The 23,031-nt window shown below is 41.3% G+C and carries 25 protein-coding genes; 4 read left to right on the top strand and 21 right to left on the bottom strand.

Features of this window, described 5'->3' with window-relative positions; genetic code table 11:
• Positions 1-21 precede the first annotated feature (21 nt).
• From dprA to DBX24_RS04740, 13 genes are all read right to left on the bottom strand, one after another.
• Positions 22-1,137, bottom strand: a complete 1,116-nt coding sequence (gene dprA / locus DBX24_RS04800) for a DNA-processing protein DprA (RefSeq protein WP_160224123.1) — start codon at positions 1,135-1,137, stop codon at positions 22-24.
• Between the two features lie 11 nt (positions 1,138-1,148).
• The gene (locus tag DBX24_RS04795; protein ID WP_160224122.1) at positions 1,149-1,862 is read right to left on the bottom strand and encodes a nucleotidyltransferase family protein; all 714 of its coding nucleotides are present in this window, start codon (positions 1,860-1,862) and stop codon (positions 1,149-1,151) included.
• Between the two features lie 11 nt (positions 1,863-1,873).
• Positions 1,874-2,278, bottom strand: a complete 405-nt coding sequence (locus tag DBX24_RS04790; RefSeq protein ID WP_120489815.1) for a RapZ C-terminal domain-containing protein — start codon at positions 2,276-2,278, stop codon at positions 1,874-1,876.
• A 2-nt stretch (positions 2,279-2,280) separates the two neighbouring features.
• Positions 2,281-3,264 carry an aminoglycoside phosphotransferase family protein gene (locus tag DBX24_RS04785; protein ID WP_160224121.1) on the bottom strand — a complete coding sequence of 328 codons (984 nt, stop codon included), beginning with the start codon at positions 3,262-3,264 and terminating at the stop codon, positions 2,281-2,283.
• Positions 3,265-3,273: 9 nt separating this feature from the next.
• Positions 3,274-3,642, bottom strand: a complete 369-nt coding sequence (locus DBX24_RS04780) for a hypothetical protein (RefSeq protein ID WP_120489817.1) — start codon at positions 3,640-3,642, stop codon at positions 3,274-3,276.
• Between the two features lie 109 nt (positions 3,643-3,751).
• Entirely contained in the window at positions 3,752-4,093 is a 342-nt protein-coding gene (locus DBX24_RS04775) for a hypothetical protein (protein WP_160224120.1), read from the bottom strand.
• 296 nt (positions 4,094-4,389) lie between these two features.
• Positions 4,390-4,590 (bottom strand): Riean_0653 family protein, encoded by a 201-nt coding sequence (locus DBX24_RS04770; protein WP_160224119.1) that lies wholly within the window; start codon positions 4,588-4,590, stop codon positions 4,390-4,392.
• Positions 4,591-4,601: 11 nt separating this feature from the next.
• Positions 4,602-4,928, bottom strand: coding sequence for a Riean_0653 family protein (locus DBX24_RS04765; RefSeq protein WP_160224118.1), 327 nt, complete (start codon positions 4,926-4,928; stop codon positions 4,602-4,604).
• Between the two features lie 166 nt (positions 4,929-5,094).
• Positions 5,095-6,003 carry a GYDIA family GHMP kinase gene (locus tag DBX24_RS04760; protein ID WP_160224117.1) on the bottom strand — a complete coding sequence of 303 codons (909 nt, stop codon included), beginning with the start codon at positions 6,001-6,003 and terminating at the stop codon, positions 5,095-5,097.
• Positions 6,003-6,878: an ACP S-malonyltransferase gene (gene fabD / locus DBX24_RS04755; RefSeq protein ID WP_120489822.1), complete on the bottom strand. Its 876-nt coding sequence runs from the start codon at positions 6,876-6,878 to the stop codon at positions 6,003-6,005. The genes DBX24_RS04760 and fabD overlap by 1 nt, the downstream gene beginning before the upstream one ends.
• A 42-nt stretch (positions 6,879-6,920) precedes the next feature.
• The gene (locus tag DBX24_RS04750; protein ID WP_160224116.1) at positions 6,921-8,597 is read right to left on the bottom strand and encodes a LysM peptidoglycan-binding domain-containing protein; all 1,677 of its coding nucleotides are present in this window, start codon (positions 8,595-8,597) and stop codon (positions 6,921-6,923) included.
• Between the two features lie 75 nt (positions 8,598-8,672).
• Positions 8,673-9,053: a hypothetical protein gene (locus DBX24_RS04745; protein WP_160224699.1), complete on the bottom strand. Its 381-nt coding sequence runs from the start codon at positions 9,051-9,053 to the stop codon at positions 8,673-8,675.
• Positions 9,054-9,068: 15 nt separating this feature from the next.
• The gene (locus DBX24_RS04740) at positions 9,069-11,126 is read right to left on the bottom strand and encodes a S9 family peptidase (RefSeq protein ID WP_160224115.1); all 2,058 of its coding nucleotides are present in this window, start codon (positions 11,124-11,126) and stop codon (positions 9,069-9,071) included.
• 349 nt (positions 11,127-11,475) lie between these two features.
• Here DBX24_RS04740 and xrtF point away from each other — a divergent pair, with 349 nt between their 5' ends.
• Both xrtF and DBX24_RS04730 read left to right on the top strand, forming a co-directional pair.
• Positions 11,476-12,012, top strand: coding sequence for an exosortase family protein XrtF (gene xrtF, locus DBX24_RS04735; protein WP_160224114.1), 537 nt, complete (start codon positions 11,476-11,478; stop codon positions 12,010-12,012).
• On the top strand, positions 11,999-12,436 hold the full coding sequence (locus tag DBX24_RS04730) for an exosortase F system-associated membrane protein (RefSeq protein ID WP_160224113.1): 438 nt from the start codon (positions 11,999-12,001) through the stop codon (positions 12,434-12,436). The genes xrtF and DBX24_RS04730 overlap by 14 nt, the downstream gene beginning before the upstream one ends.
• Here the strand turns inward: DBX24_RS04730 and tsaB are convergent.
• Together tsaB and DBX24_RS04720 are read right to left on the bottom strand one after the other, a co-directional pair.
• Positions 12,433-13,116, bottom strand: coding sequence for a tRNA (adenosine(37)-N6)-threonylcarbamoyltransferase complex dimerization subunit type 1 TsaB (tsaB, locus tag DBX24_RS04725; RefSeq protein ID WP_160224112.1), 684 nt, complete (start codon positions 13,114-13,116; stop codon positions 12,433-12,435). The two genes, DBX24_RS04730 and tsaB, sit on opposite strands and share 4 nt — an antisense overlap.
• Before the next feature lie 12 nt (positions 13,117-13,128).
• On the bottom strand, positions 13,129-13,635 hold the full coding sequence (locus DBX24_RS04720) for a DUF6759 domain-containing protein (RefSeq protein ID WP_120489828.1): 507 nt from the start codon (positions 13,633-13,635) through the stop codon (positions 13,129-13,131).
• 212 nt (positions 13,636-13,847) lie between these two features.
• Here DBX24_RS04720 and tsf point away from each other — a divergent pair, with 212 nt between their 5' ends.
• On the top strand, positions 13,848-14,810 hold the full coding sequence (tsf, locus tag DBX24_RS04715) for a translation elongation factor Ts (RefSeq protein ID WP_120489829.1): 963 nt from the start codon (positions 13,848-13,850) through the stop codon (positions 14,808-14,810).
• An 81-nt stretch (positions 14,811-14,891) separates the two neighbouring features.
• Here tsf and DBX24_RS04710 read toward each other — a convergent pair whose 3' ends face one another.
• The 6 genes from DBX24_RS04710 to DBX24_RS04685 all read right to left on the bottom strand — a co-directional run bounded on the left by DBX24_RS04710 (position 14,892) and on the right by DBX24_RS04685 (position 22,155).
• A complete protein-coding gene (locus DBX24_RS04710; protein WP_120489830.1) occupies positions 14,892-16,490 on the bottom strand; it encodes a leucine-rich repeat protein in 1,599 nt (532 codons plus the stop codon).
• Between the two features lie 517 nt (positions 16,491-17,007).
• Positions 17,008-18,258: a BaiN/RdsA family NAD(P)/FAD-dependent oxidoreductase gene (locus DBX24_RS04705; protein ID WP_120489831.1), complete on the bottom strand. Its 1,251-nt coding sequence runs from the start codon at positions 18,256-18,258 to the stop codon at positions 17,008-17,010.
• 77 nt (positions 18,259-18,335) lie between these two features.
• Positions 18,336-19,574 (bottom strand): ornithine--oxo-acid transaminase, encoded by a 1,239-nt coding sequence (gene rocD / locus DBX24_RS04700; protein WP_160224111.1) that lies wholly within the window; start codon positions 19,572-19,574, stop codon positions 18,336-18,338.
• Positions 19,575-19,591: 17 nt separating this feature from the next.
• Positions 19,592-20,947 carry an acetyl-CoA carboxylase biotin carboxylase subunit gene (gene accC, locus DBX24_RS04695; RefSeq protein WP_160224110.1) on the bottom strand — a complete coding sequence of 452 codons (1,356 nt, stop codon included), beginning with the start codon at positions 20,945-20,947 and terminating at the stop codon, positions 19,592-19,594.
• A 77-nt stretch (positions 20,948-21,024) separates the two neighbouring features.
• Complete coding sequence (accB, locus tag DBX24_RS04690) at positions 21,025-21,507, bottom strand: acetyl-CoA carboxylase biotin carboxyl carrier protein (RefSeq protein WP_120489834.1); 483 nt, start codon at positions 21,505-21,507, stop codon at positions 21,025-21,027.
• Positions 21,508-21,552: 45 nt separating this feature from the next.
• Positions 21,553-22,155 carry a DUF502 domain-containing protein gene (locus DBX24_RS04685; protein WP_120489835.1) on the bottom strand — a complete coding sequence of 201 codons (603 nt, stop codon included), beginning with the start codon at positions 22,153-22,155 and terminating at the stop codon, positions 21,553-21,555.
• A 122-nt stretch (positions 22,156-22,277) separates the two neighbouring features.
• Between DBX24_RS04685 and DBX24_RS04680 the strand changes: the two genes are divergently transcribed.
• Positions 22,278-23,030, top strand: coding sequence for an MlaE family ABC transporter permease (locus DBX24_RS04680; protein ID WP_120489836.1), 753 nt, complete (start codon positions 22,278-22,280; stop codon positions 23,028-23,030).
• The last annotated feature ends 1 nt before the right edge of the window (position 23,031 follow it).

Here is a 23,031-nt window from a genome sequence, read left to right as displayed (position 1 = left end):
ATTTTTATAAAGATAAAAAAACTAAGAAACCGCAAATTGCCTTCCCGAAAAAGACTTAATATACCCCAAGATTTCGAGTTCAAGTAAAACAGGGAGGATTTCATAGGTCTGTAAATCGGATTTCTCAGCAAGGTCATCCAAATTGATTTTAGGGTGGCTCTCTATAATATCATAGAGTGTTTTCTGCATTCCTGAGAGTTGTACCTTAACCGATTTCTGAGGGAAGAGTTCACCTGTGCTTTCGGCTTCTGATGGGACTTTCAAACCGAGATTATCAATAAGAGTTTTAACACTGGAAATAGTCCCCGCCTTATTCTGATAAATAAGATGATTACAGCCTTGACTGTACTTATCTGTGATACGACCTGGCAAAGCATAGACTTCCCTGTTATAGCCATTGGCAAAAGTCGCCGTACTGATAGAGCCCCCACCAAAAGCAGTTTCTACTACGATTAAGTTTCTGGAAATACCCGCTATAATTCTATTCCTCTGGATGAAATGCTCCCTGTCGGGTTTATGGGAAGAATTAAATTCTGTAATTAAAGCACCGCATCGCTCTAATATCTGCTCAGACAAGCGCTTATTCTTAGATGGGTAAAGAGTGTGGAGACCGTGTGCAAGCACTGCAACAGTAGGTACATCATTCCCCACAGACTGCTGATGCACTTCTGAATCTACACCATAGGCAAGTCCGCTCACTGTAAGGAGGTTCATCTCTTTGGTGATAGACAGGAAGTATCTTATAAAGTCCTTACCATAAGCCGTCATATTGCGGGTACCAACGATGCTCACAGGTATAAGATTCTCATTGATAGCTCCTTTTTTATAGAGGATCGCAGGAGCATCTATACAATCATCTAAGAAAAAAGGGAGCTCACCACTGTGCCGAAGTAGAATCTGAATATTATTCTTCTCACAGAAGTCTAATTCCCTCTTTGCAAAGTCTAAATGCTCAGATGAGCCTATCTCGGAAATCATTCCCTGAGAAATACCATAGACTTTTGTAAGCTGTCTTTTATCTGCATTCCACACGGAGGAAGCACTTCCAAAAGCATTTATGAGCTTTCGGAAATTAGCATCTCCTATATTTTTACAGGAGCGTAGGGCGATGGAATAAAGATGCTCTTCCGAAAACATAATCTGTCTATTTATTGAAAATACTTCTCTGCTTCTATTATGGACTCTGGGCGCCCTACATCTACTATACAGGCATTGTGTTTATACGCTTGGATACGCTCAGTGTGCATTAAATCTAAATATTCCTCCATTATAGAGAACTTCCCTCTTCGAGTGATTTTAGCAAATATCTCACCGCTCACACAATGTATCCCACTAAATGCCAACTCTTCTAATGCCTCTCCCTCATCTGCCAGTCTCTCCTCTCCTGTCTGGGTATTCCGCCAACCTTTAAGGAGCATTTGAGCATTAAACAAGAGCTTCCGAGAGCTATTTCTCTCAGAAACGGCAAGAGTGGCAAGGCTTCCACTCCCGATATGAGCATCTATCAGTGCTGAAATATCCAAATCGGTAAGGATATCTGCATTCATAATAAGGAAGTTTTGCTCCTGCTCGAGGAATTTCTTAGCGAATATCAGTCCACCCCCTGTTTCTAATAGCTCTTCCCTCTCATCAGAGATTTGAATATTGGCATTAAAATGATGATTCGCCTGCAAGAATTCTATAATCTGCCCTCCAAAGTGATGGATATTAATTACAAAATCATTAATCCCGAAGCCTTGCAAGAACTTAATATTCCTCTCCAAAAGCGGAATGCCATTTACTTTTGCCAGAGCCTTTGGGTGATGGTCTGTAAATGGTCTTAGCCGTGTGCCTTTACCAGCTGCAAAAATAAGCACCTTCATATTTCGGGGGATTAATTATTGAGCTGAGGCTGCTCATCGTGGGTAAGTTTTACCGATGCCTGAGGATAATTCTCCTTTATAAAATCAGTGATTTTCTCTGCAGAATACACCGAGCGGTGCTGCCCTCCCGTACAGCCAAAATTGATTTGAAGATGCTCAAACCCCCTACTCAGATAGTCCTCAATGGTAATGGAAACAAGGTGCTTAATATACTCCAAAAATTCGGGCATTTTCGTTTGGGTTTCGAGGTATTCCTGCACTTCTGTATCTCTCCCAGTCTGCTCTTTGTACTGGTCTATCCTGCCTGGGTTGAGGATTCCTCGGCAGTCAAAGCAATACCCACCGCCATTCCCGGTTTCATCTTTTGGGATTCCGCCTTTCTTGTATGAGAAGCTATGTATATCTATATGTAACATTCTTATATGAGTTTAATTTCTTTTGTTGAGATTTGATTAATCACCGATTTAAGCTCTGGAAAGTCTTTCATCCCTTGCCAGTCTTCCGAGATTTTATAGAGGTTTGAAAGCCCTCTGCCTATACTATTGATGAAATGCGCTTTCTTCTGTACCAAACCTCTGAAACCATACGCTCCGAGTACCTGTAGCGAACGGATAAGCGATAGCAACCCCACAGAATCTCTAAGCTGAGACTGCTCTTCCTGCCAGAAAGAGAGATAATATTCTATCATTTCTCTCTTAAATTCATCTGAGAAATTAGCTTTCACTTGGTAGAGGAAGGAGACTACATCATACATCAGTGGGCCGTACATCGCACTTTGATAGTCTATAAAGAATACCTCATCATTTTCATCTACCATAATATTCCTCGCCTGGAAGTCGCGAATCATTAGCCCTTTTGGAGACAAAGCCTCTATCTTTTCCGCCAGTCTATTAAACTCCTTTATCAGTTTTGATTTGTGATAATGTGCCTCCAGAATATCGGCAAACATAAATTTGAAGTAAAACAAATCGTGGGTAATCGGGATTCTGTCATAGCTTTCGTACTCAAAAGTTCTGGCATAATCTACCCTGCCCTGCGTCTTCGTTTGGAGGAGGAAGAGCCTCTCGAGGGATTTCTTTACCAGTGCCCGTACGCTCTCGCTTTCCTGCTCTTCATTAATAATATCCGAAAGGGTATGCGCTCCCAAAAACTGCTGAATGTAGAGGGTTTTGTCCGCCGAGATTTTGAATATCTGTGGTGTATTAAGCCCCAAACTCGCAAAGAGCTCTGTAAAGTAGAAGAATGCTTCGTTTTCTCGAATATCGGTGTTTTGTGTGATGATGTACTTCTGCTGCGAGGTAGAGCCTATATAGTTCCTGCGGGCAGAGCCACTTTGGGGCAGAGCTCGGAAGCCCACCTCTCCACTGGCAAAGTCTTCAAAAAAGCATTTTGCATCAGGCATAGGCTGAGTTTATCGGCTATAAATGACTTCCTCGCCTTTCTCGTCGGTATAAACTCCAGAGGTATTTTCGTTTCTTACCGTCCAGCTCACTTTACCATCGGTAAATGTTGGAGCGTGAGAATGCCCTTCAAACGAAGCCTTCAGAACTCTCTCTGGTGCTGTACCGAGCTGTACTTTTGCTCCTGCCACATCGCCATCTGCGAAATAGGTTACTTTCAGTTCTTCCCCTTTTTCACTTTTATAGACTACTTGTGTTTGTAGGTTTCCGTCAACGATTTCGGTTTTACCCATATTCTCTTCCTGTTGCTTTTCATTTTTAGTGCAACTTACTGTGCTGAGTAGCCCCACAGCTACCATAGCGAATACCTTAGTGTTCATTTTGATATAATTTAAAGTTAATACCGTACAAATGTAGGGAAAATTTGCGGTTGGCAGTAGGAAGCTATTAGCCTGGCTTCTGGAGATTATTTACGAAAGATACTGTCTTTTATATTTTCTTTACAGTGATGATTTTTATTCTCCTCGTTTTTATTTCTCCAAAAGGAGAAGAGTTACAACTGACTTCACTATTTGTAAATTTATATTTTATTTTCAGTTTCTGCTGGTCTTTTCTGTACTTATCAGACAGATTGGTAGGGCTTAGCCTAAGGTCTCCACCGGACTGAAACGGAGGGTTTCTATCTAGCATAATAATACCCTCAAAACACATAAACTGTGAATGATAAACCCCTGTAGCTTCATAGGTTTTATCATTATCTCTATTCTCTCTTTCGGTGTTGCAACCCACAAGCGATATGCCTAGCAGTGTTGCCAATAAAATCTTTTTCATCTTTAATGTTTTCCCATATAAACGCTCTAAAGCTAAAAATATTTGGTTATTAGCCAAATCCATAATACCAAAATCAAATAATAGTATTTATTGGAATTTGCAAATTAGATTGAATAAGGCAACAAAGAAGCATTATGAAAAAAAAGTAAAGAGACAGTTTATATTCTAAGGGGATTTTCGTGTATAGAGAATTCTTGTGGCAGTGTGTGCCCTCTCTTTGAAAAGGCTTGCCCTGACAGATAAGCTGTAAAAGCTAAGCCTGCGAATAAAAATAAATTTCTCATAATATTTAGGTTTTAATAATTATATCTTTTATCAAATCGCCCTTGGGTGATTTTTATAATTCGTCCTTCTCTATTTTTTGCTTCAAACTCAAAAGTACCAGACACTACTTTTTTATCTCTATCCAAATAGGTTATTATCATATGACCCTTTGTTGCAAGATAACCTTCACCAAAAAATTCAGGAATATACATAGCTCGATTACTAAAAGCCATACTATCATTTTCTATAAATATATATTTTTATTAATCTTTACACTATCAGTATAGATTTTTATATAGAGCTGGCTTCCTTCATCAAATACTTTCCTTACATTTAATCTTACAATTTCATAGCCTCCATTTTTTTCTACATAAGTCCCTCCGCCCCCTATTTTAGGGATATAGTTCCTACTCACCACCCAGACTTTACCATCTACTTTGCAGCCAGCAGTATTGGCACCTTTTTGTGTAGCTTCGGGAAGAATATTGGGGTTTACTCCCTTGTCTCTATCTCTTTCTTCGCAGCCTGTAAGCAGTATGCTTGCTAAGATTATTAATAAAATTCTTTTCATTTTTAATGATTTTTAAGTATTTAACCCCTCAAAGATAATATTATTTATTAATTAAAGATATTTTATATAACAGCAAAACAATGATATTTATCACATCAAAAACTCAGCGAAGAGAAATAAAAAAAACCGCCCAGAATAGGCGGTGAAAAATCGTTATATGGATAGGCTATTGAATAATCTCCTCCCAACTAAAAAAGGTAGAAAAGCCCCTCTCTTGAAAGTATTGGTGGTAGTTTTCGGTTTTCCTTGTGAGGACAAAATCGCCTCCCCAAGCTCCGAGGCTCTTTATAAAACAGGGGTAGTCGGCAAAGAACTTTTGCTTCACGGTAGCTATCCCAAGAAATGCCGATAGCCGCGCTTCGTGCTGGGATATTAGCTCGGAAAATCGGTCTATATCGGTAGTTTTTAGCAGCTCCTCTGTAAGTTGAGAAAAGAAATCTATTAGCGCTGTGGTTTTCTCTTTCTGCCTGTACATCGCTATGCCTTCCCGAGAATCCTGCTTCTGATTGAGATGCACAAAAAGCAGTTCATCTCTAAACTCAGGATTGAAATCTACTCGGCGAATGCTCCTCTTCCCAGCCTCTAACTGGTAAAGAATTGGGGAATTTTCCTGCGCCACTGCAATATCATAACCCGAACCACCGAGAGAAAGGGCATTCAGCTCAAAGGCATCAATACCCGACCAGCGGGCAAGGTTATTCATCAGGGTAGAACTGCTCCCCAAGCCATAATCGGCAGGGAATTGCAGGTGGGTTTTAATAAAATAAGAGCTATCGCCCTGCAACTTTTTGGGCGATAGCTTCTGAATATTCTTTAAGGTTCTAACGATAAACTCAGCAGAAGCAGGGATATTGGTTTTAAGGATTTGCCAGCTTTTATAATCTATCCTAATGCTTAGCCAGTGCTTATTCTGGTGGTAGGCCTCCCAATGCAGTATAGACTTGCCGTCTTCCTTTTCATCACAAACCAACTCCTGTCCCCATACTGTGGGCAGAGCTAGCGCCAAAGCACCGTCTAAGACCACATACTCCGAGCTAATGAGCAATTTACCTGCTGAAAAAGTTTCAAATACCATTAGTCTACGGAACTCACTTCTACTGATGCGTCTATTTTCTTAATCATCCCTTGTAGAGCCTTACCTGGACCTATCTCTACAAAGCTGGAAGCACCGTCTTTTATCATATTCTGTACCGACTGCGTCCATTTCACAGAGCCTGTAAGCTGTGCGATGAGGTTCTTTTTAATTTCCTCTGCATCGGTTACGGCTGTTGTCGTTACATTTTGATAAACAGGTATCCGTGCATTCTTAAACTCAGTTGTATTAATGGCTTTTGCCAGTCTCTCCTGTGCGGGCTGCATCAGTGGCGAGTGGAAAGCACCATTTACAGGCAATAGCAATGCTCTTTTGGCTCCTGCTTCCTTCATCTTTGCGCAAGCCTCTTCTACGGCTTTGGTTTCTCCAGAGATTACGAGCTGACCAGGGCAGTTGTAGTTCGCAGGTACCACCACTCGTTCTACACTGCTACAAATCTCCTCTACTTTTTCATCTGACAAACCGAGGATGGCTGCCATCGCTCCTGCACTGGCATTGCAAGCCTCCTGCATCGCTTTTGCTCTCTCGGAAACGAGCCTTAGACCGTCCTCAAACGAGAGTACGCCACTTACGACAAGCGCTGAAAACTCCCCGAGAGAGTGCCCCGCTACCATTTTAGCATCGGTGATGTCCATAGATTTTGCTTTGGCTACGGAATGAATGAAAATAGCAGGCTGAGTAACGCTTGTCTGCTTTAAGTCTTCATCTGTACCGTTAAACATTATATTTAATATGTCAAACCCCAGTATCTCATTTGCGGAATCCATTAATGATTTAATCTCCGAATTGGATTCGTACAACGCCTTCCCCATTCCTACAAACTGTGCCCCTTGTCCAGGGAATACTAATGCTTTCATTTATCTCTGTTTAATTATTCAATTCTTTTAGTCTATTGTTTTCTATTGTGGAATAAGCCTTACCACTCGGTATCCTGTGTTTATATACGCACCGTTGGGCTTAGTTCTCACATACTCAAATTTAGTAGCGAGCTGAGTTTGGGTTTTTCCCATTTGCTTGAAGAGCTCTCCTCTGCTATTTTCCCGTGAAAGGATGTCATTCACCACATCAAAACCGATGATAGCAAACCTGCTCGGTGTTTTGCAATACTTCTCTCTGTAATCTGACAGTACTTGCTTCTCAAAATCTCCATCAGTATTGATTTTCCTGTCTACAAGATAAACCAAACTCGCCTGAGAGAGCTCGTTTACTTTCTTATCAAAGCTTGGGCTGTGGTACAGGCTGAATGCCTTTATACCTTCGGTCTCTTTTGTAAGGGCAATTACTTTATTGGTGAAAGCATTCCCCTCTTCTGTTTTAGAACTGTTGGAAGCAAAAATCGCGATGACTGGTGCTTTCTGCCCTGTCATCATATTCTTATCAAGGCTTATCTCATCGGCAGAAGTTATGATTTTAACCTGTGCTTTTTTGAGGGATTTCTCTATACTCTGCTTTAAGAGGTTTGCCACAGATTTATCCGCCCCTGAGACGATGTATATTTTCTCATTATTATATGCCTGCACTACTTCTTTGGCTATTCTGTCTGAGTAGATATTATCGGCAGTCTCCATAATGACTAAGTTACTGTAATCGTAGAGCTCTTCGGAGTTTGCAAGCGGTGCTACCACCGGTATTTTTTTGTCTCCAAGGAAGTCCATTACCTCTATAATGTTTGACTTAAAGAAAGGCCCGATGATTAAGTCTGTATTTTCCTGATTAATCTGAGACAATGAGTTTTTAAAACTCTTCTCACTGCCTGTGTCTATGATTTTAACATCCATCTTCAGCCCTTTTCTCGCTTGCCTTTCCATTGCCAGCCTCGCTCCTGAGAGGAAGTCTGTAAAACTCACACGATACTTTGTATCATTGGAATCAAAACCGAAAGGCATCATCAATACGATATTCAGAATACCTGATGCCTTCTTTACATAAGCGGGTTCCAGCTTTCTAATCTTAATTGTAGCACCAGCTTTCAGCCCGTCTGCAATTTGTGGATTGAGCTCCAGCAATTGGTCAAGGCTAATGCTGTATTTATTAATAATACCAAAGACCGTATCTTCGCTTTGTACAGTGTGAGTAACATATTCGTCTCCATTACCTGCGGGTGTAGGCTCTGGCTTCTCGGTTCTCGGCTTTTCTATTTCTGGCGTTTGCTTTGGAGCTGTTGTAGTAAAGGCTTTTTTATCTGCATATTTTTCTATATTCTCTATCGGCAGGCTAATCTCTTCACCAATCTGCATCATCAGGTTGGGATTGAGTTTTCGGATTTCTGCTTCAGTAATGTGGTACTGCCTTGTAAGCCCATAGAGGGTTTGCTTCGGCTGTAGAATAATTGTCCCCAGCTTTCCAGATTTAGCGGGTAGAGCTTCTTTCTTTTCTTTACCTTTTACTACGAGTACATCTCCTATATTGAGGACTCCTTCTTTCACTTTCGGATTAAGGCGGTAGAACTCATCGAGGGATATCCCATACCTTTTAGAGATATTATATGCGGTGTCTCCTTTTTCCACAGTATGTTTCTTCTGTGCAAATAATGCAGAAAAGCTCATAAGACCTGCCAATACAAATATTCTTTTCATCTTTTAGTTTATAATGTTACAAATGTAGAGTTTTAAAATTGTCTGTACAATTATCCATCCTCCGAAATAAAAGAATTAAAGTCCTGCACCTACCTTTTCTAAAACCTCTTTAGGGAATAGGGCTTCATCTATGAAGTATTGTATTACAGCTTTCTTCATCAGGAGGGTTTGTTCGTTGGGTTTTAGCTCTGGCAAGGCTTCCAGCTCATCAAAGTGAGGGTAGCCATCGTCATCATAATGTGAAAATTTATAATACCCAAAGGGCTGTAAGAGCCTGCACACGGCAATATGAATCATATTAATCTTATCATCTTTGGTATATTCTTGCTTACCGCTGCCCAGCTCCTGTATTCCTATAAGGAAGAGGATGGTCTCTATAGGCACATTCTTTTCTGTATCAAAATTTATTTGAAAAAAATGCTCTACTTCTTTCCAGAGTTCTGCTTCTGTCATCATTTTATTCGTCTTCATTTAAAGTTTATTCTTATGATTAGCTTCACATTTCAGTATAAAGGCATATTCTAATGCATCTTCTTTTAAGCTCTCGAACCTGCCACTCGCACCGCCGTGCCCAGAGTCCATATCGGTTTTAAAGATAAGGATATTGGCATCGGTTTTAAGGTCTCGGAGCTTTGCCACCCACTTTGCCGGTTCCCAGTACTGCACCTGAGAGTCGTGAAAGCCTGTTGTGATGAGCATATTCGGATAATCCTTTGCCTCCACATTATCGTATGGGGAGTAGGATTTCATATAATGATAGTATTCCTCAATATTCGGGTTGCCCCACTCGTCATATTCCCCAGTGGTAAGGGGGATAGAGTCGTCCAGCATTGTGGTTACCACATCTACGAAAGGCACTTGGGCAATTATCCCATTGAAAACCTCAGGGGCAATATTTGCCACCGCACCTACGAGCAGTCCGCCCGCGCTCCCTCCCATAGCATAGAGGTGTTTGGGTGAGGTATAGCTCTCGCTTACCAAGTATTGTGCAGCATCTATAAAATCGTAGAAGGTATTTTTTTTATGGAGCATCTTCCCGTCCTCGTACCAGTCTCTTCCCAGATACTCTCCCCCACGGATGTGCGCAATAGCATAAATAAAGCCCCTGTCTAAGAGCGAAAGCCTAAGGCTGGAAAAGCTCGCATCTACGGTATGCCCGTAGCTCCCATATCCATAGAGCAGCAGGGGAGTCTTCTTAGACTTTGGCGTATCTTTATGATACACCAATGATATAGGGATGAGGGCTTTCCCATCTCTGGACTTTGCCCATAGCCTCTCTGATGTATAATTCTCAGGAGCAAACTTACCTCCCAGAACTTCCTGCTGTTTGAGGAGCGTAGTCGTTCGTTCCTTCATATTATATTCGTAAGTAGAGCTCGGTGTGGTGAGAGATGTATAGCCAAACCTCAGCAGAGGGGTATCAAACTCCAAATTCAGCCCGATGTACGCCGTATAAGTAGGGTCTGTAAACGGAAGCTGATGCTCCACACCAGAAGCATTATCCCTTATCTTGATTTGCAGCAGGCCTTTCTCCCGCTCTTCTATCACGAAATAATCCTTAAAAATTTCAAAACCCTCAAGGAGCACACCCTCTCGATGGGGGATAAAATCCTGCCAATACTCCTTCTCACAATGGCTCACTTTCGTTTTTACGATTTTGAAGTTCGTAGCGCCATCTGCATTGGTAATGATATAAAATTCATCCTCATAATGCTCCACCGCATACTCTAAATCCTCCTCTCGAGGCTGTAAGATTCTCCACTCGGCATTAATATCATCAGCGGGGATGAACCTGTGCTCATCCGACAAAGTACTGGAACTGGAAATAAAAATATAGGCTAAGGATTTCGTTTTATAGACATTGACATCAAAGGTCTCATCCTCCTCGTGGTAGATGAGCACATCATCTTCAGACGCCGTACCCAGCCTATGTCTGTATACCTGAAATGCCCTTAGGCTCTCGTCTTTCCTTATATAGAAAATATGCTCACCGTCATTTGCCCAAACCGCCTTTCCCGTTGTATTGAGGATTTTATCGGGGAGTATCTCGCCCGTCTGCAAGTCTTTAAAGTTAAGGGTATAGATACGCCTACCGATATTATCCGATGAGAAGCACGCAATTCTGTTATCCATACTCACCGCAACACTCCTCACCTCAAAAAAAGCCTCTCCTTCTGCCAGTGCATTTACATCCAGCATCAGTTCATCTTCTGCCTCCAGCGTTTTATACCTTCTATAAAAGAGCGGATACTCCTTCCCATCCTTATATTTGATGATATACCAATATCCATTAAAGAAATACGGCAATGATTCATCATCTTTCTTATACCGAGCTTTCATTTCCTCAAAAAGCTCCTGCTGCAAGGGCTCTGTATCTTTCATTACCGCTTCGCAGTATTTATTTTCTTCTTCTAAATAAGCCCTCACCTCTGGGTTTTCCCTCTCATTAAGCCAGAAATAGGGGTCATTCCTCTTATCTCCAAACTTCTCGAGTATTTTATCTATCTTCTTCGCTTTTGGAATCTGCATTTTATCTTTTTTAATGAGGCAAAGATAATAAATCTGCTAACGAGCGCCGTAGCCGGCGAGGCACTCATTAGCACGAGGAGCACTTACCCTGTCCCGGTACCGGAAGCCTTTAGCAAGGCAGGCACAGCTTCCAGCTGACGGACTTAGCCACAGCGTGGCAGGTACTTAATTACCCTATCAGGACACCCCGAGCCTTTAGCAAGGCAGGCACTTACCCCGTCGGGGTGCCCTGAGCCCTTCGCAAGGCAGACAATTTACCTGTTGGGAAGCAAAAATGAAATCGCCAGTGGGCTGCGGGGTTTTGTATATTTGCAGCAGGAAATCGTTTTCCTAGAATTAAAATTAGATTATGCTGAAAGATTTTAAGCCCGCACTTTTTATTTTAATAAGGTTTTTGGGAATTTATATTGTATTGGTCTTTGTGTATCAAACTTATCTAAATGCTTATGAAGGGCAGATAACCGACCCTGTAACGCGGTGGATAGCCGAGCAACCCTCATTTATACAAACCCAGTGCGGATACAAAACTACGCTGGTGGATAGTGAGCAATACAGCGGTACGCTCTTCCAGATCGGGAATGTCTATACCTCGCGGATGGTGGAAGGGTGCAATGCAATCTCGGTTATCATCCTTTTTCTGGCGTTTATCTTTGCATTCTACAAGGGTGGGAAGACCTTTGTATTTGCGGGGGTGGGGGTGCTTATCCTCCATCTGATGAATATATTGAGGATAGCGGCGATAAACATCGTAGCGATAGAGCTATCGGCAGAGGATTTTAAAATTGCCCACGATTACTTCTTCCCAGCGATAATTTATGGGACGATAGTAGTGCTTTGGCTGGTTTGGATTAAGTTTTTTGTATTGAAGAGAGATGAAAATCATTAATTGGCTTATTGTAATTGCCTGCATACTGGGGCTTATCTTCGTTAGGGTTTTGGAAGCAAAGATATTCTACGACCCGTTTTTGGATTATTTCAGTGGAGTGAGTAAGCCGGAGGCTTTCCCGAGATTTGAGTGGGGCAGGCTTATCCTTAGCCATCTATTCAGATTCGGGCTAAACCTTTTATTTTCCGTTGTGATGATTTATTTCCTGTTTAGGAGGAAAGATTGGGCGATACAAGCAACCATTCTAATTGTTTTAGTCTTTGTGATTACCTTTCCGCTCTACCTCTACTGCATCTCTACAGCGTTTGAGGTGGGGCATCTGTTCTCGTTTTATATAAGGCGGTTCGTTATCCAGCCGCTCATCGTACTGCTGATTATCCCAATGTTTTATTACAGGAAGAATATTTCTCAAGCTGAGGATTAATGCTTCTTCTTCGCATCTGCCAGCTTCACCCCTTGAAATTCTTTGAGGTAAAAAGGCTCAAAGTAGGCTACATCCTCAAACTGATGGGTATTGAATTTCTTTACGGATTGATGAATCATATACTTCGCCGAAGGATAGACCTCTGCTCTAAACTCAGCAGGAAAATGAATAAGAGGCTGGGTTTTTGTAGCTCCATCTCCTATAAAGAGTACTTTGTCACCTTTATATTCCTGAAAGGAGCTCTCATCTAAAATTTTGCTTTCGGTGGGGGTTATCATCTCGCCTGTTTTACCATCAAAGGTTGCGGTATAGACTTCCATTCGCCTCGCATCGATGAGGGGGATGATATGGTCAAACCCCGAACTGATAAACGGCTCCACCATAGAATAGAGCGAATTGATGGCGATAAGCGGGAGATTGAGCCCAAAGCAGAAGCCTTTTGCCGCCGAAGCACCGATGCGCAAGCCCGTGTAAGAGCCTGGACCCATACCAAGACTGATGGCATCAAGGTCTTGGAGGGAGATTTCTGCACCCTCCAAAGCCCATTGTACGAAAGTGTGGAGATTTTCGGATTGTTTATAGTTTTCAGAGGTCTCCTCGCAGAGGCAAAGGAGGTGCTCGTCATTAGATATCGCTACAGAACAGTTTTTAGATGAAGTCTCTATATGCAGAATTTTCATCTGGCAAATATATTAGTTATTGAGGGTTATCTGCATATCCTTCTGGATGTTTTTTACCTCGATATAATTCGCCCCACATACAGAGGTGGAGAGCTTATACCTCCCCTTTTTGAGCAGGATATAATTTTCGCCCATCGCAGGAACTTGGAGAGAGAAGTTTTTTTTACCTGCAATTTTCAGCAACAGAGGGCAGTTAGATTTATTGTATATCATCAGTGCGGCATCCTTACGCTTTGGGTCATTATTAAACAAGTGATTGAGCATCTCTACCTTCTTGCTCTTATCTTTTGAGGAGGTAGCCTTCTGCTCTTTGCTCGTATTGCTTTCGGATGTACCTTCATTCATCAGCTGGGCGATTTTCCTTTTGAGTGCTGGAACTTTAGGGTCGTTTGGGTTTTGCTTTATGTACTCTGCTATTTGCTTTATATCGGTGGAATGCTCTATCTGTGCAGAACTCACCTGCCCAAAGCAGATCATTACCATAGAAAACAGTACTAATGAAAATATTTTTCTCTTCATAGGATAAGATTGATGGATTACAAACGCAAGAATGCTAGTTAAAGTATTTATAGTTGATGAAAAGACTAATGCTATCTTCTTTAATAGTATATAGCTAAAAAGTAAGCCTCTGCTATTTTTCTCCAACTGAAAAAAATCATTATATTTGCGCCTCTAAAAACGGGATTTATCTTCCCTTTTAAGTTTAATTAATAATAAAATATCAAAAAATTATGTATACACCCGTAGCAGCTGATGTAGCTAAACTGAGAAATACCACAGGTGCAGGTATGATGGATTGTAAAAAAGCGCTTATTGAAGCAGAAGGAGACTTTGATAAAGCTATTGAAATCCTAAGAAAAAAAGGACAGAAAATCGCAGCCAACAGAGCCGATAGAGAATCTGCCGAAGGCGCAGTAATCGCAAAAGTAAATGCTGACAACACCGTAGGAGCTATTATCTCCCTAAACTGTGAGACCGACTTCGTAGCAAAAGGCGAAGGCTTCATCAATCTCGCTTCTGAATTGGCAGAAAAAGCACTTTCTTTCTCTACTAAGGAAGACTTCCTTGCGTCTGACTTCCACGGAATCACCGTTGCAGAGAAACTTATCGAGCAAACTGGCGTTATCGGTGAGAAAATAGAAATCGGTGCTTTCCAAAAGATTGAAGGAGCATTCCTCGGTGCATACATCCACGCAGGAAATAAAATCGCAGCCATTACAGCGCTTTCTTCAAAAGTAGATAACGCTGCTGAAGTAGCAAGAAATGTATCTATGCAAGTAGCATCTATGAGCCCAGAAGTGCTTTCTTACAAAGATTTCTCCCCTGAGTTCGTAGCAGCAGAAACCGATGCAAGAATCGCGGCTATTGTAAAAGATAACGAAGAATTGGTTCGTCTTGGCAGACCATTAAAAAATGTACCTCAATTTGTTTCCTACGCACAGATTACCGATGAGGTTCTAAAACAAGCTGAAGAAAATGCAAAAGCTGAACTAAAAGCAGAAGGCAAACCTGAGCAAATCTGGGATAAAATCATCCCTGGTAAAATCCAAAGATTCATCTCTGATAATACTTCCCTTGACCAAGAAAAAGCACTTCTTGACCAGAACTACATCAAAGATGGAGACCTAAAAGTAGCTGAGTATGTGAAAAACGCAGGTGCAGAAATCACTGCTTTCATTAGAGTGGCGCTTTAGTAGCTTAAAATATTAATTAAAAAAAACTCAAACCTAAGGTTTGAGTTTTTTTTAGTGGTGCTACGAGCGAGTAGCCCACTTTTAGAGTCCTGGATTACAGGAAGAGTCATATTTATCTCCTGAGATTTTCCATTTCTTATGATTAATAAGTTTGTTTCTATAAGTATCTGCGCCTATGCCATAGGTTCTATCAGAGATAAGTTTTACTTCTTTACCTGTTTGGGGGTTCTCTGCCCAGCCTTTTAGGGTTTTGCTATAGCTCTCGCAAGACATTCCTGATTTTGTAAAGATATTCTCAAGGTCTGCTTCTCCTGTTATTACCCAAGTGCCTAAGTTTTGGTTAAAGGCTTTAGCTTCTTCAAACATAAAGTGCATACTTTCAACATTACTTACATTCCAGCCAGAGATATCTTGGTTAAATTGAGTGGCTCTTTCAAACATAGCTGTCATACTTTTAACATTACTTGTGTTCCATTTATTTATATTGGGTATGGTGGTAATTTGAGCACAGTCCTCAAACATACTAGTCATAAACTTAACCTGAGAAAAATCGGGAATATCCGTAGCGGTTATGGTGAGGTTTCTACAGCCGTTAAACATATCTCCTAAATTCGAAGACCAATTCACCTTGCCCCATTGCATAAGCTCTTTGAACTGTTCTTGCATGTCATTTAAGAGAGGAATTCCATAATGAAAACGAAACTCACCCTCTGGTTTTATGGAGATAAAATAATCTCCAGCACTACTTACACTAATTACTGTTTCACCATGACCCTTTCCAGAACCGCTAATACTTGGGTCTCCTACCTTTTCATACGAATAAGAAAATTTACCTTCTTCAGACACAGGCAGAGTAATCGTTTTATCATCTTCTGCTGTCCATATCCCTACAAAATGATCTGGGGTAAAAGATGGTTTTGCTTTTATTTTAACTTCATATCTACCCCAGCCATCGGCTTCTTTGTATTTCTGTACAGAAGCAGCAGGCACGAGGATATTGTTCAAAAGTAGGCAACCATCAAAGCTCATCTTTAGTGTAGGGGGCTCGGCTTTATTTACGATTACCCTTACCAGTTTTGGGCACAGAAGAAAAGCTTCATTCCCAATAGTCTCTATACTGCTAGGAAATTCTATTGAGGTAATGGCTGTTTTTTGAAAAGAATAACTTCCCAGAGTCTCAATACTGGAAAACTCTACATTTGCTAATGCAATACAACCACTAAAAGCAAAATCCTCAATTGTCTTTACCTTATTGAGATTAATCGTTGTAAGTGCTTCACATCCATAAAAAGTACCGTACTCGATTTTTGTAATACTCTCTGGCAGGCGTACACTTTTCAGACTTCTGCATCCATCAAAAGCTTCTTTACCAATGCTGGTTAAGCTCGTAGGGAGGGCTACCTTCTGTAAATTTAGGTGCCCCCTAAAAACTTGATCAGCTATTGTAGTTACTTTGCTTAGGATGGGGTCTTTGCTAAAATCAATCTCTGCGGTCTCTTTATTTTTCCACTGTACTAAGGTCTTACCATCTGCGCTCAGCTCATAATCTTTCGGTGGCACAGGTTGGGGTTGAGGCTTTAGTTGCTCCTGTTGGTGGAGGGCATCATCATTCCTTGAGCAGTTTGTTACTGCTACCGCCAGCACTATCGCTGACATCACTAATAAAATGTACTTTTTCATTATTTAAAAAATTTAATTAGCTTTTGGCTTCTGGCCATTAGCTATTAGCCAGAAGCTAATCGCTAGAAGCCAACCGCCAATTGTTGTTTTAATAAAAAAATCCCGTTTTTTTTATCAACTTTTAGGTTATTAACCGCGTTTTCCTGGTTCCTAACCAGGTCATCGGGCTTTTTTAACCGCAACGGCGGGGTCTCTAACCCTATCATTTAGATCGATGCCCCCTTATCCTTTGTTAGAAAGCTACCCTCCAAACCACACAAAAACGGGCGAACTCCATCCATAGATGAAATCCGCCCATTATACCTATAATAGCTGATTTTTGAGGGGTTTATGCAAGAATTTTGGGAGGGGTAGATGCTCTATATATCTTAATCATCATAGTAATTTTTTAAGTGTTTTTTTATGCTCTCAAAGATAATAAAAAAATTGCTTACAGCAATTTTTGGCAACTGGCAACTGGCAACTGGCTTTTAGCTGCTAGCTGTGGGTGGTTTGTTTATGGTAAGAGCCCCTCGTGCTAACGAGTGCCTCCCCTGCTAAGGGGCTCCCACGCTGTGGGTGCTCCTTGTGCTAACGAGTGGGTTATTAGATAGGCTTCGCTCCAGCAGGCTTGGAAGTTAAAGCCTCCTGTGAGGGCGTCTATGTTGAGTACCTCACCTGCAATAAAAAGGTTGGGCAGGATTTTGGAGGACATATCCTTAAAGTTAATTTCCTTTAAATCTACTCCTCCACAGGTTACAAATTCGTCTTTAAAGGTAGATTTACCCTCTACTTTCAGTCTTTTTCTGCACAGGTTTTCGAGTATCCGCTCCATCTCTTTCTTAGAAACATTCGCCATCTGCTTGCTGGCATCTACCTGAGATATGCTAAGGATTCTCTGCCAGAATCTGTTGGTTACATCAAAGATTTTAGACTGCTGGAGAGAGCGTTTGGGATTCTGGTTTTTAAAGCTAATGAAATCTTCCACTGCTTGCTCCCAGCCTATTGAGATGAAATTAACCTCTATTTCAAACTGGTAATTGAGTGTTGCTAATCTCCTCGCTTCCCAAGCTGAGAGTTTTAAAATCGCAGGTGCTGAGAGCCCCCAATGCGTAATGAGAAGGGCGCCACTCTCCTCTGCGCCAAGGCTGGGGATGCTCACTGTGGCATTAGTAAAACTCGTGCCTGCCAACTCTTGCAGCAATGGGTCTTTAATATTAAAAGTAAAAAGCGAAGGCACGGGGCTAATGATTTTATGCCCGAGGTTTTGTATTATCTTAAAAGACTTGGGAGAGCTCCCAGTGGTGTAGATGAGTTTATCTGCGGTAAAGCTCCCATTATTGGTAGAGATTTGATATTTATCGTCTTTAAATTGTATGTCTTTTACGGTGGTTTTGGTTCTTATCTCTACGCTATTTTTCTTTGCCTCTTTGGTGAGGAGGTCTATTACGTTTTGTGAGGAATCGGTTACTGGGAATACGCGGTTGTCCGCTTCCACTTTGAGCTCCAGCCCACGCTCGGAAAACCACGCCATAGTATCCGCCGGCTGAAACTTACTGAATACGCTGAGAAGTTCCTTACTCCCCCTTGGGTAGAACTGTACGAGCTCCCTTGGGTCAAAACAAGCGTGGGTAAGGTTGCACCTGCCTCCTCCTGAGATTTTAACTTTCTGCAAAACCTCTGCATTCTGCTCTAAAATGGTAATATGATACAAATCTCTGCTGAGATTCGCCGCACAGAAAAAGCCTGCTGCTCCACCTCCGATAATGAAAACCTGCTTTTTAGACATATCATTTTATAAGTATATATAAACTAAAATCCTACATCAAAACAAGTCTTGATGCAGGATTTAGTATTGAAAAGTTGTTATTTTTTAAACTCTAAAAGGGTTTTTCTAATGATACCTACACAGTCCATCAACTGCTCCTCGCTCATTACCAATGGTGGCGCAAGGCGGATGATATTCCCGTGAGTAGGTTTTGCCAGCAAGCCATTTTCCTTCAACGCAAGGCAGATGTCCCAAGCTGTGGAGCTTTCAGGAGTATCATTGATAAGAATTGCATTGAGCAAGCCTTTACCTCTTACGGCAGTTACTAAATCAGTCTCAGCGATGATTTTCTGCATCTCCGCACGGAAAAGCTCTCCCATTTTTTGTGCATTCTCCGCGAGTTTATCTTCAATGATGACATCAAGTGCAGCACAAGCTACAGCACAAGCCAATGGATTCCCTCCGAAAGTAGAACCGTGCTGACCGGGCTTGATGACCTTCATCACCTCATCATTTGCCAATACCGCAGAAACGGGGTACATACCACCGGAAAGCGCCTTACCGAGAACTAAAATATCGGGCTTCACGCCCTGGTGGTCGCAAGCGAGCATCTTACCTGTTCTTGCAATCCCCGTCTGAACCTCATCCGCAATAAAGAGGACATTATTCTTTTTACAGAGGTCGTATGCTTTTTTCAAATAGCCTTCATCTGGAACGAATACTCCAGCTTCTCCCTGTATCGGCTCGATTAAGAATGCAGCTACATCTGAACCGTCTGCAAGGACTTTTTCTAATGCTTCTATATCATTATACGGAACTTTTAAAAAGCCTGGCGTGAAAGGTCCGTAGTTTTTATTAGCGTCCGGGTCATTAGAGAAAGAAACAATAGTTGTAGTTCTCCCGTGGAAGTTATTTTCACAAACGATAATCTTCGCTGTATTTTCAGAAATGCCTTTTACTTCGTAGCTCCATTTTCTGGCTAATTTCACAGCGGTTTCCACTGCCTCTGCCCCAGAATTCATCGGGAGAACCTTATCAAAACCGAAGATGTTGGTAATCTTTTTCTCATATTCCCCGAGCTTGGAATTATAAAATGCTCTGGAGGTGAGGGAGAGCTTCTGTGCCTGCTCAGTAAGCGCCTTTACAATCTTAGGATTGGAGTGCCCTTGATTTACCGCCGAGTAAGCAGAAAGGAAGTCATAATATCTCTTGCCCTCTACATCCCATACATAAACGCCTTCGCCACGCTCCAAAACTACAGGTAGCGGGTGGTAATTGTGCGCCCCATACTGATCTTCCAAATCAATATAGTACTGTGTATTTTTATTCTCTGACATTGTCTTATTATTTAAAATTAATGATTTTCGTAAGCCTTATCCATAACGAAAGATTCCATAAACTTGGTGGTATAATTACCTGCTATGAAGTCCTCATTATCCATTAATTGTCTGTGGAACGGGATAGTGGTTTTCACTCCTTCGATATAAAACTCCTCCAAAGCTCGTCTCATCTTGGCAATAGCCTCTTCTCGGGTTTGTGCCGTAACGATGAGCTTGGCAATCATAGAATCATAATTAGAAGGAATGGTATAACCTGCATATACATGAGTATCTACACGCACTCCGTGCCCGCCAGGTATGTTGAGGTTGGTTATTTTTCCTGGGCTTGGTCGGAAATCATTATAAGGGTCTTCTGCATTGATTCTGCACTCTATAGCGTGCATCTTAGGAAGGTAATTTTTCCCTGAAATCTTCTCTCCTGCTGCAAGTAAAATCTGCTCTTGAATCAAGTCATAGTCTACCACTTGCTCAGTAATAGGATGCTCTACTTGGATTCTGGTATTCATTTCCATAAAGTAGAAATTCCTGTCTTTATCTACAAGAAACTCAATAGTACCTACCCCTTCATAGCCGATAAACTCAGCGGCTTTTACTGCTGCTTCGCCCATTTTCTTGCGGAGGTCATCGGTCATAAATGGAGAAGGAGTCTCCTCTACCAGCTTTTGATTTCTCCTTTGGATAGAGCAATCTCTTTCGGAAAGGTGACAAGCCTTACCATACTGGTCTCCCGCAATTTGTATTTCTATATGCCTTGGCTCTTCGATGAGTTTTTCCATATACATACCGCCATTGCCAAACGCAGCAACTGCTTCCTGCACCGCAGAATCCCATAAATCTTTAAGGTCTTCTTTTTTCCAAACGGCTCTCATCCCTTTACCACCACCACCAGCAGTAGCTTTAATCATTACAGGATAACCTATCTTTTCTGCTATTTTCACTGCGGTTTCATAGGAGTCTATAAGCCCATCGGAACCTGGCACACAAGGTACTCCTGCAGCTTTCATCGTTGCTTTTGCACTGGCTTTATCTCCCATTTTCTCTATCTGCTCTGGAGTAGCACCAATGAACTTTATACCATTCTTCTGGCAGATTCGAGAGAAATTAGCATTCTCGGATAAGAACCCATAGCCCGGATGAATGGCATCTGCATTTGTAATCTCAGCAGCAGACATAATATTGGGAATCCTAAGGTAAGAATCCTTACTCGCTGGCGGACCTATACAAACCGCTTCATCTGCAAATCTCCCGTGAAGGCTGTCTTTATCAGCAGTAGAATATACCGCTACGGTCTTCACCCCCATTTCCTTACAAGTACGCAAAATACGCATTGCAATCTCGCCACGATTGGCAATTAATATCTTTTTAAACATAATTGTTTTTTTTAATTAATAAAAAGATGAAAGGCTTTTACAGTGATAAAAGCCTTATTTAATCATTGAATAATGAGTTAAGACGGATCTACTAAGAATAATGGTTGGTCGTATTCTACTGGTGTAGCATCATCTACCAATACTTTTACAATTTTACCGCTTACCTCAGATTCTATTTGGTTAAAGAGCTTCATTGCCTCAATTACACAGACAACTTTACCAACAGAAACCTCATCTCCTACTCCCACAAAAACCTCTTTATCTGGTGCTGGTCTTCTGTAAAAAGTACCAATCATAGGAGCTTTGATGGTGATGTAATTGCTATCATCAGATTCAGAAGATGCTTGCTCTGCTACTGGTACAGCTGCCTGAACAGGAGCTGCTGGCACAACAGGGGCTATCTGAGATTGATAAACGGGTGCCTGTGGAATATAATTCACTTCACTTCCTGCAAGAGGGGTTTTAATGGTGATTTCAAAATCTTTTGTTTTGTACTTTACCTCAGAAACTTCTGCCTTAGATACAAACTTAATGAGATTCTGTATGTCTTTAATGTCCATAAATATGATTGTTTAAGTTTTCAAATATATAAAAATAAAATAATTCTAATGATTAGCACCTCCAAAGCCCGCTACACCGCCACTTACGGCAAATTTCATTGCAGAAGCGGCATCCATACCCTCTACAGGTTTTACATTTGCAATTTCGGTAATGATAACCCAGCCCGAGATGGCATAAGAATGCGGAAGATATACCGCTACAAGCCCTTCCTTACCCATTATGGGCATATCTTTCTGAGTAAGGAAACCTATCCTCCAGATTTCGGGGTTTTCGCTGGTCTTTACCCAAACAGGATCTTTAAACTTTTTCTTATCTCCCACAAAAGAAGACATTACATCTTTTGTTGGGGTATAAATATGCTTTACACCTGGCGTTCTCTCTAAAAGCTGGTCTATCCAATTAAAAATAAACTGCCCTAAGACAAATCTATTCACCAGATAACCCAAAATGGCGGTTATTATAATCGTAATGAAAAAAACAAGTCCTGGAAATCGCTCTCCGATGGAGGGAATAAGCCCATCTACGGAAGTTACTATATATAAAACCACAAAGATGGTAAGCCCCAAAGGTGCAATAAGAAGCAAGCCCTGAAAGAATGATTTCAGAAAGAGGTTAAACAGGCGTTCAAGGCGATTTTTTTTATCCATTGGCTTTTACTTCCTATGTCTAATAGAGACGGGCAAAATTACTACTATTTCTTAATATAGAAACAAAAGTTTATAGATTAAATATTCTGAAGCGGATAAAAAAAATATATTACCTTCGCGGAATGATTAGAAAATTCCTAACCGCCTTGGGTGAGTACCTCATCGTAATGGGCAAGAGCCTAAAAGTACCACAGAAAAGGGCAGTTTTTGCAAAAGTCCTAATGCGGGAAATCAACGACCTTGGTGTAAATTCATTCGGTTTGGTCGTATTTACTTCCATATTCGTAGGGGCAGTAGTAGCCATTCAGATGTTTAACAATTTTGATGCATCTCCATTTCCCATCCCACCGGCATTTGTGGGCTATGCAACTAAGGCAGTGCTTATTTTAGAATTCTCTCCCACGATTATCAGTCTTGTTTTGGCGGGTAAAGTGGGTTCATACATTGCTTCAAGTATTGGTACAATGAGGGTTTCGGAGCAGATAGACGCTTTGGATATTATGGGGGTAAATTCATCCAATTACTTAATCCTCCCGAAGATTATTGCGAGTATTATCTTTAATCCTGTGCTTATTGCGATAAGTATTGTAGTGGGTATAGGCGGTGGTTATATCGCTGGCGTGCTTACAGGCAACTGGACGGATGCCGAGTACATCACAGGGATACAAATGTATATGCCAAACCTATTTACTTATTATGCTTTTATTAAAACGGTAGTGTTTGCCTTTATTATCGCTACGGTGCCTGCCTATTTTGGCTATACGGTAAAAGGTGGCTCGCTTGAGGTAGGTAGAGCAAGTACTCAGGCAGTGGTTTGGACGATGGTTTTCATCATTATTTCAGAGCTGTTATTAACACAAATGATTTTAAGCTAAG

This window comes from Bergeyella cardium (assembly GCF_009914665.1).
GTDB lineage: Bacteria > Bacteroidota > Bacteroidia > Flavobacteriales > Weeksellaceae > Bergeyella_A > Bergeyella_A cardium.
This window is presented reverse-complemented; position numbering and strand designations above follow the sequence as displayed.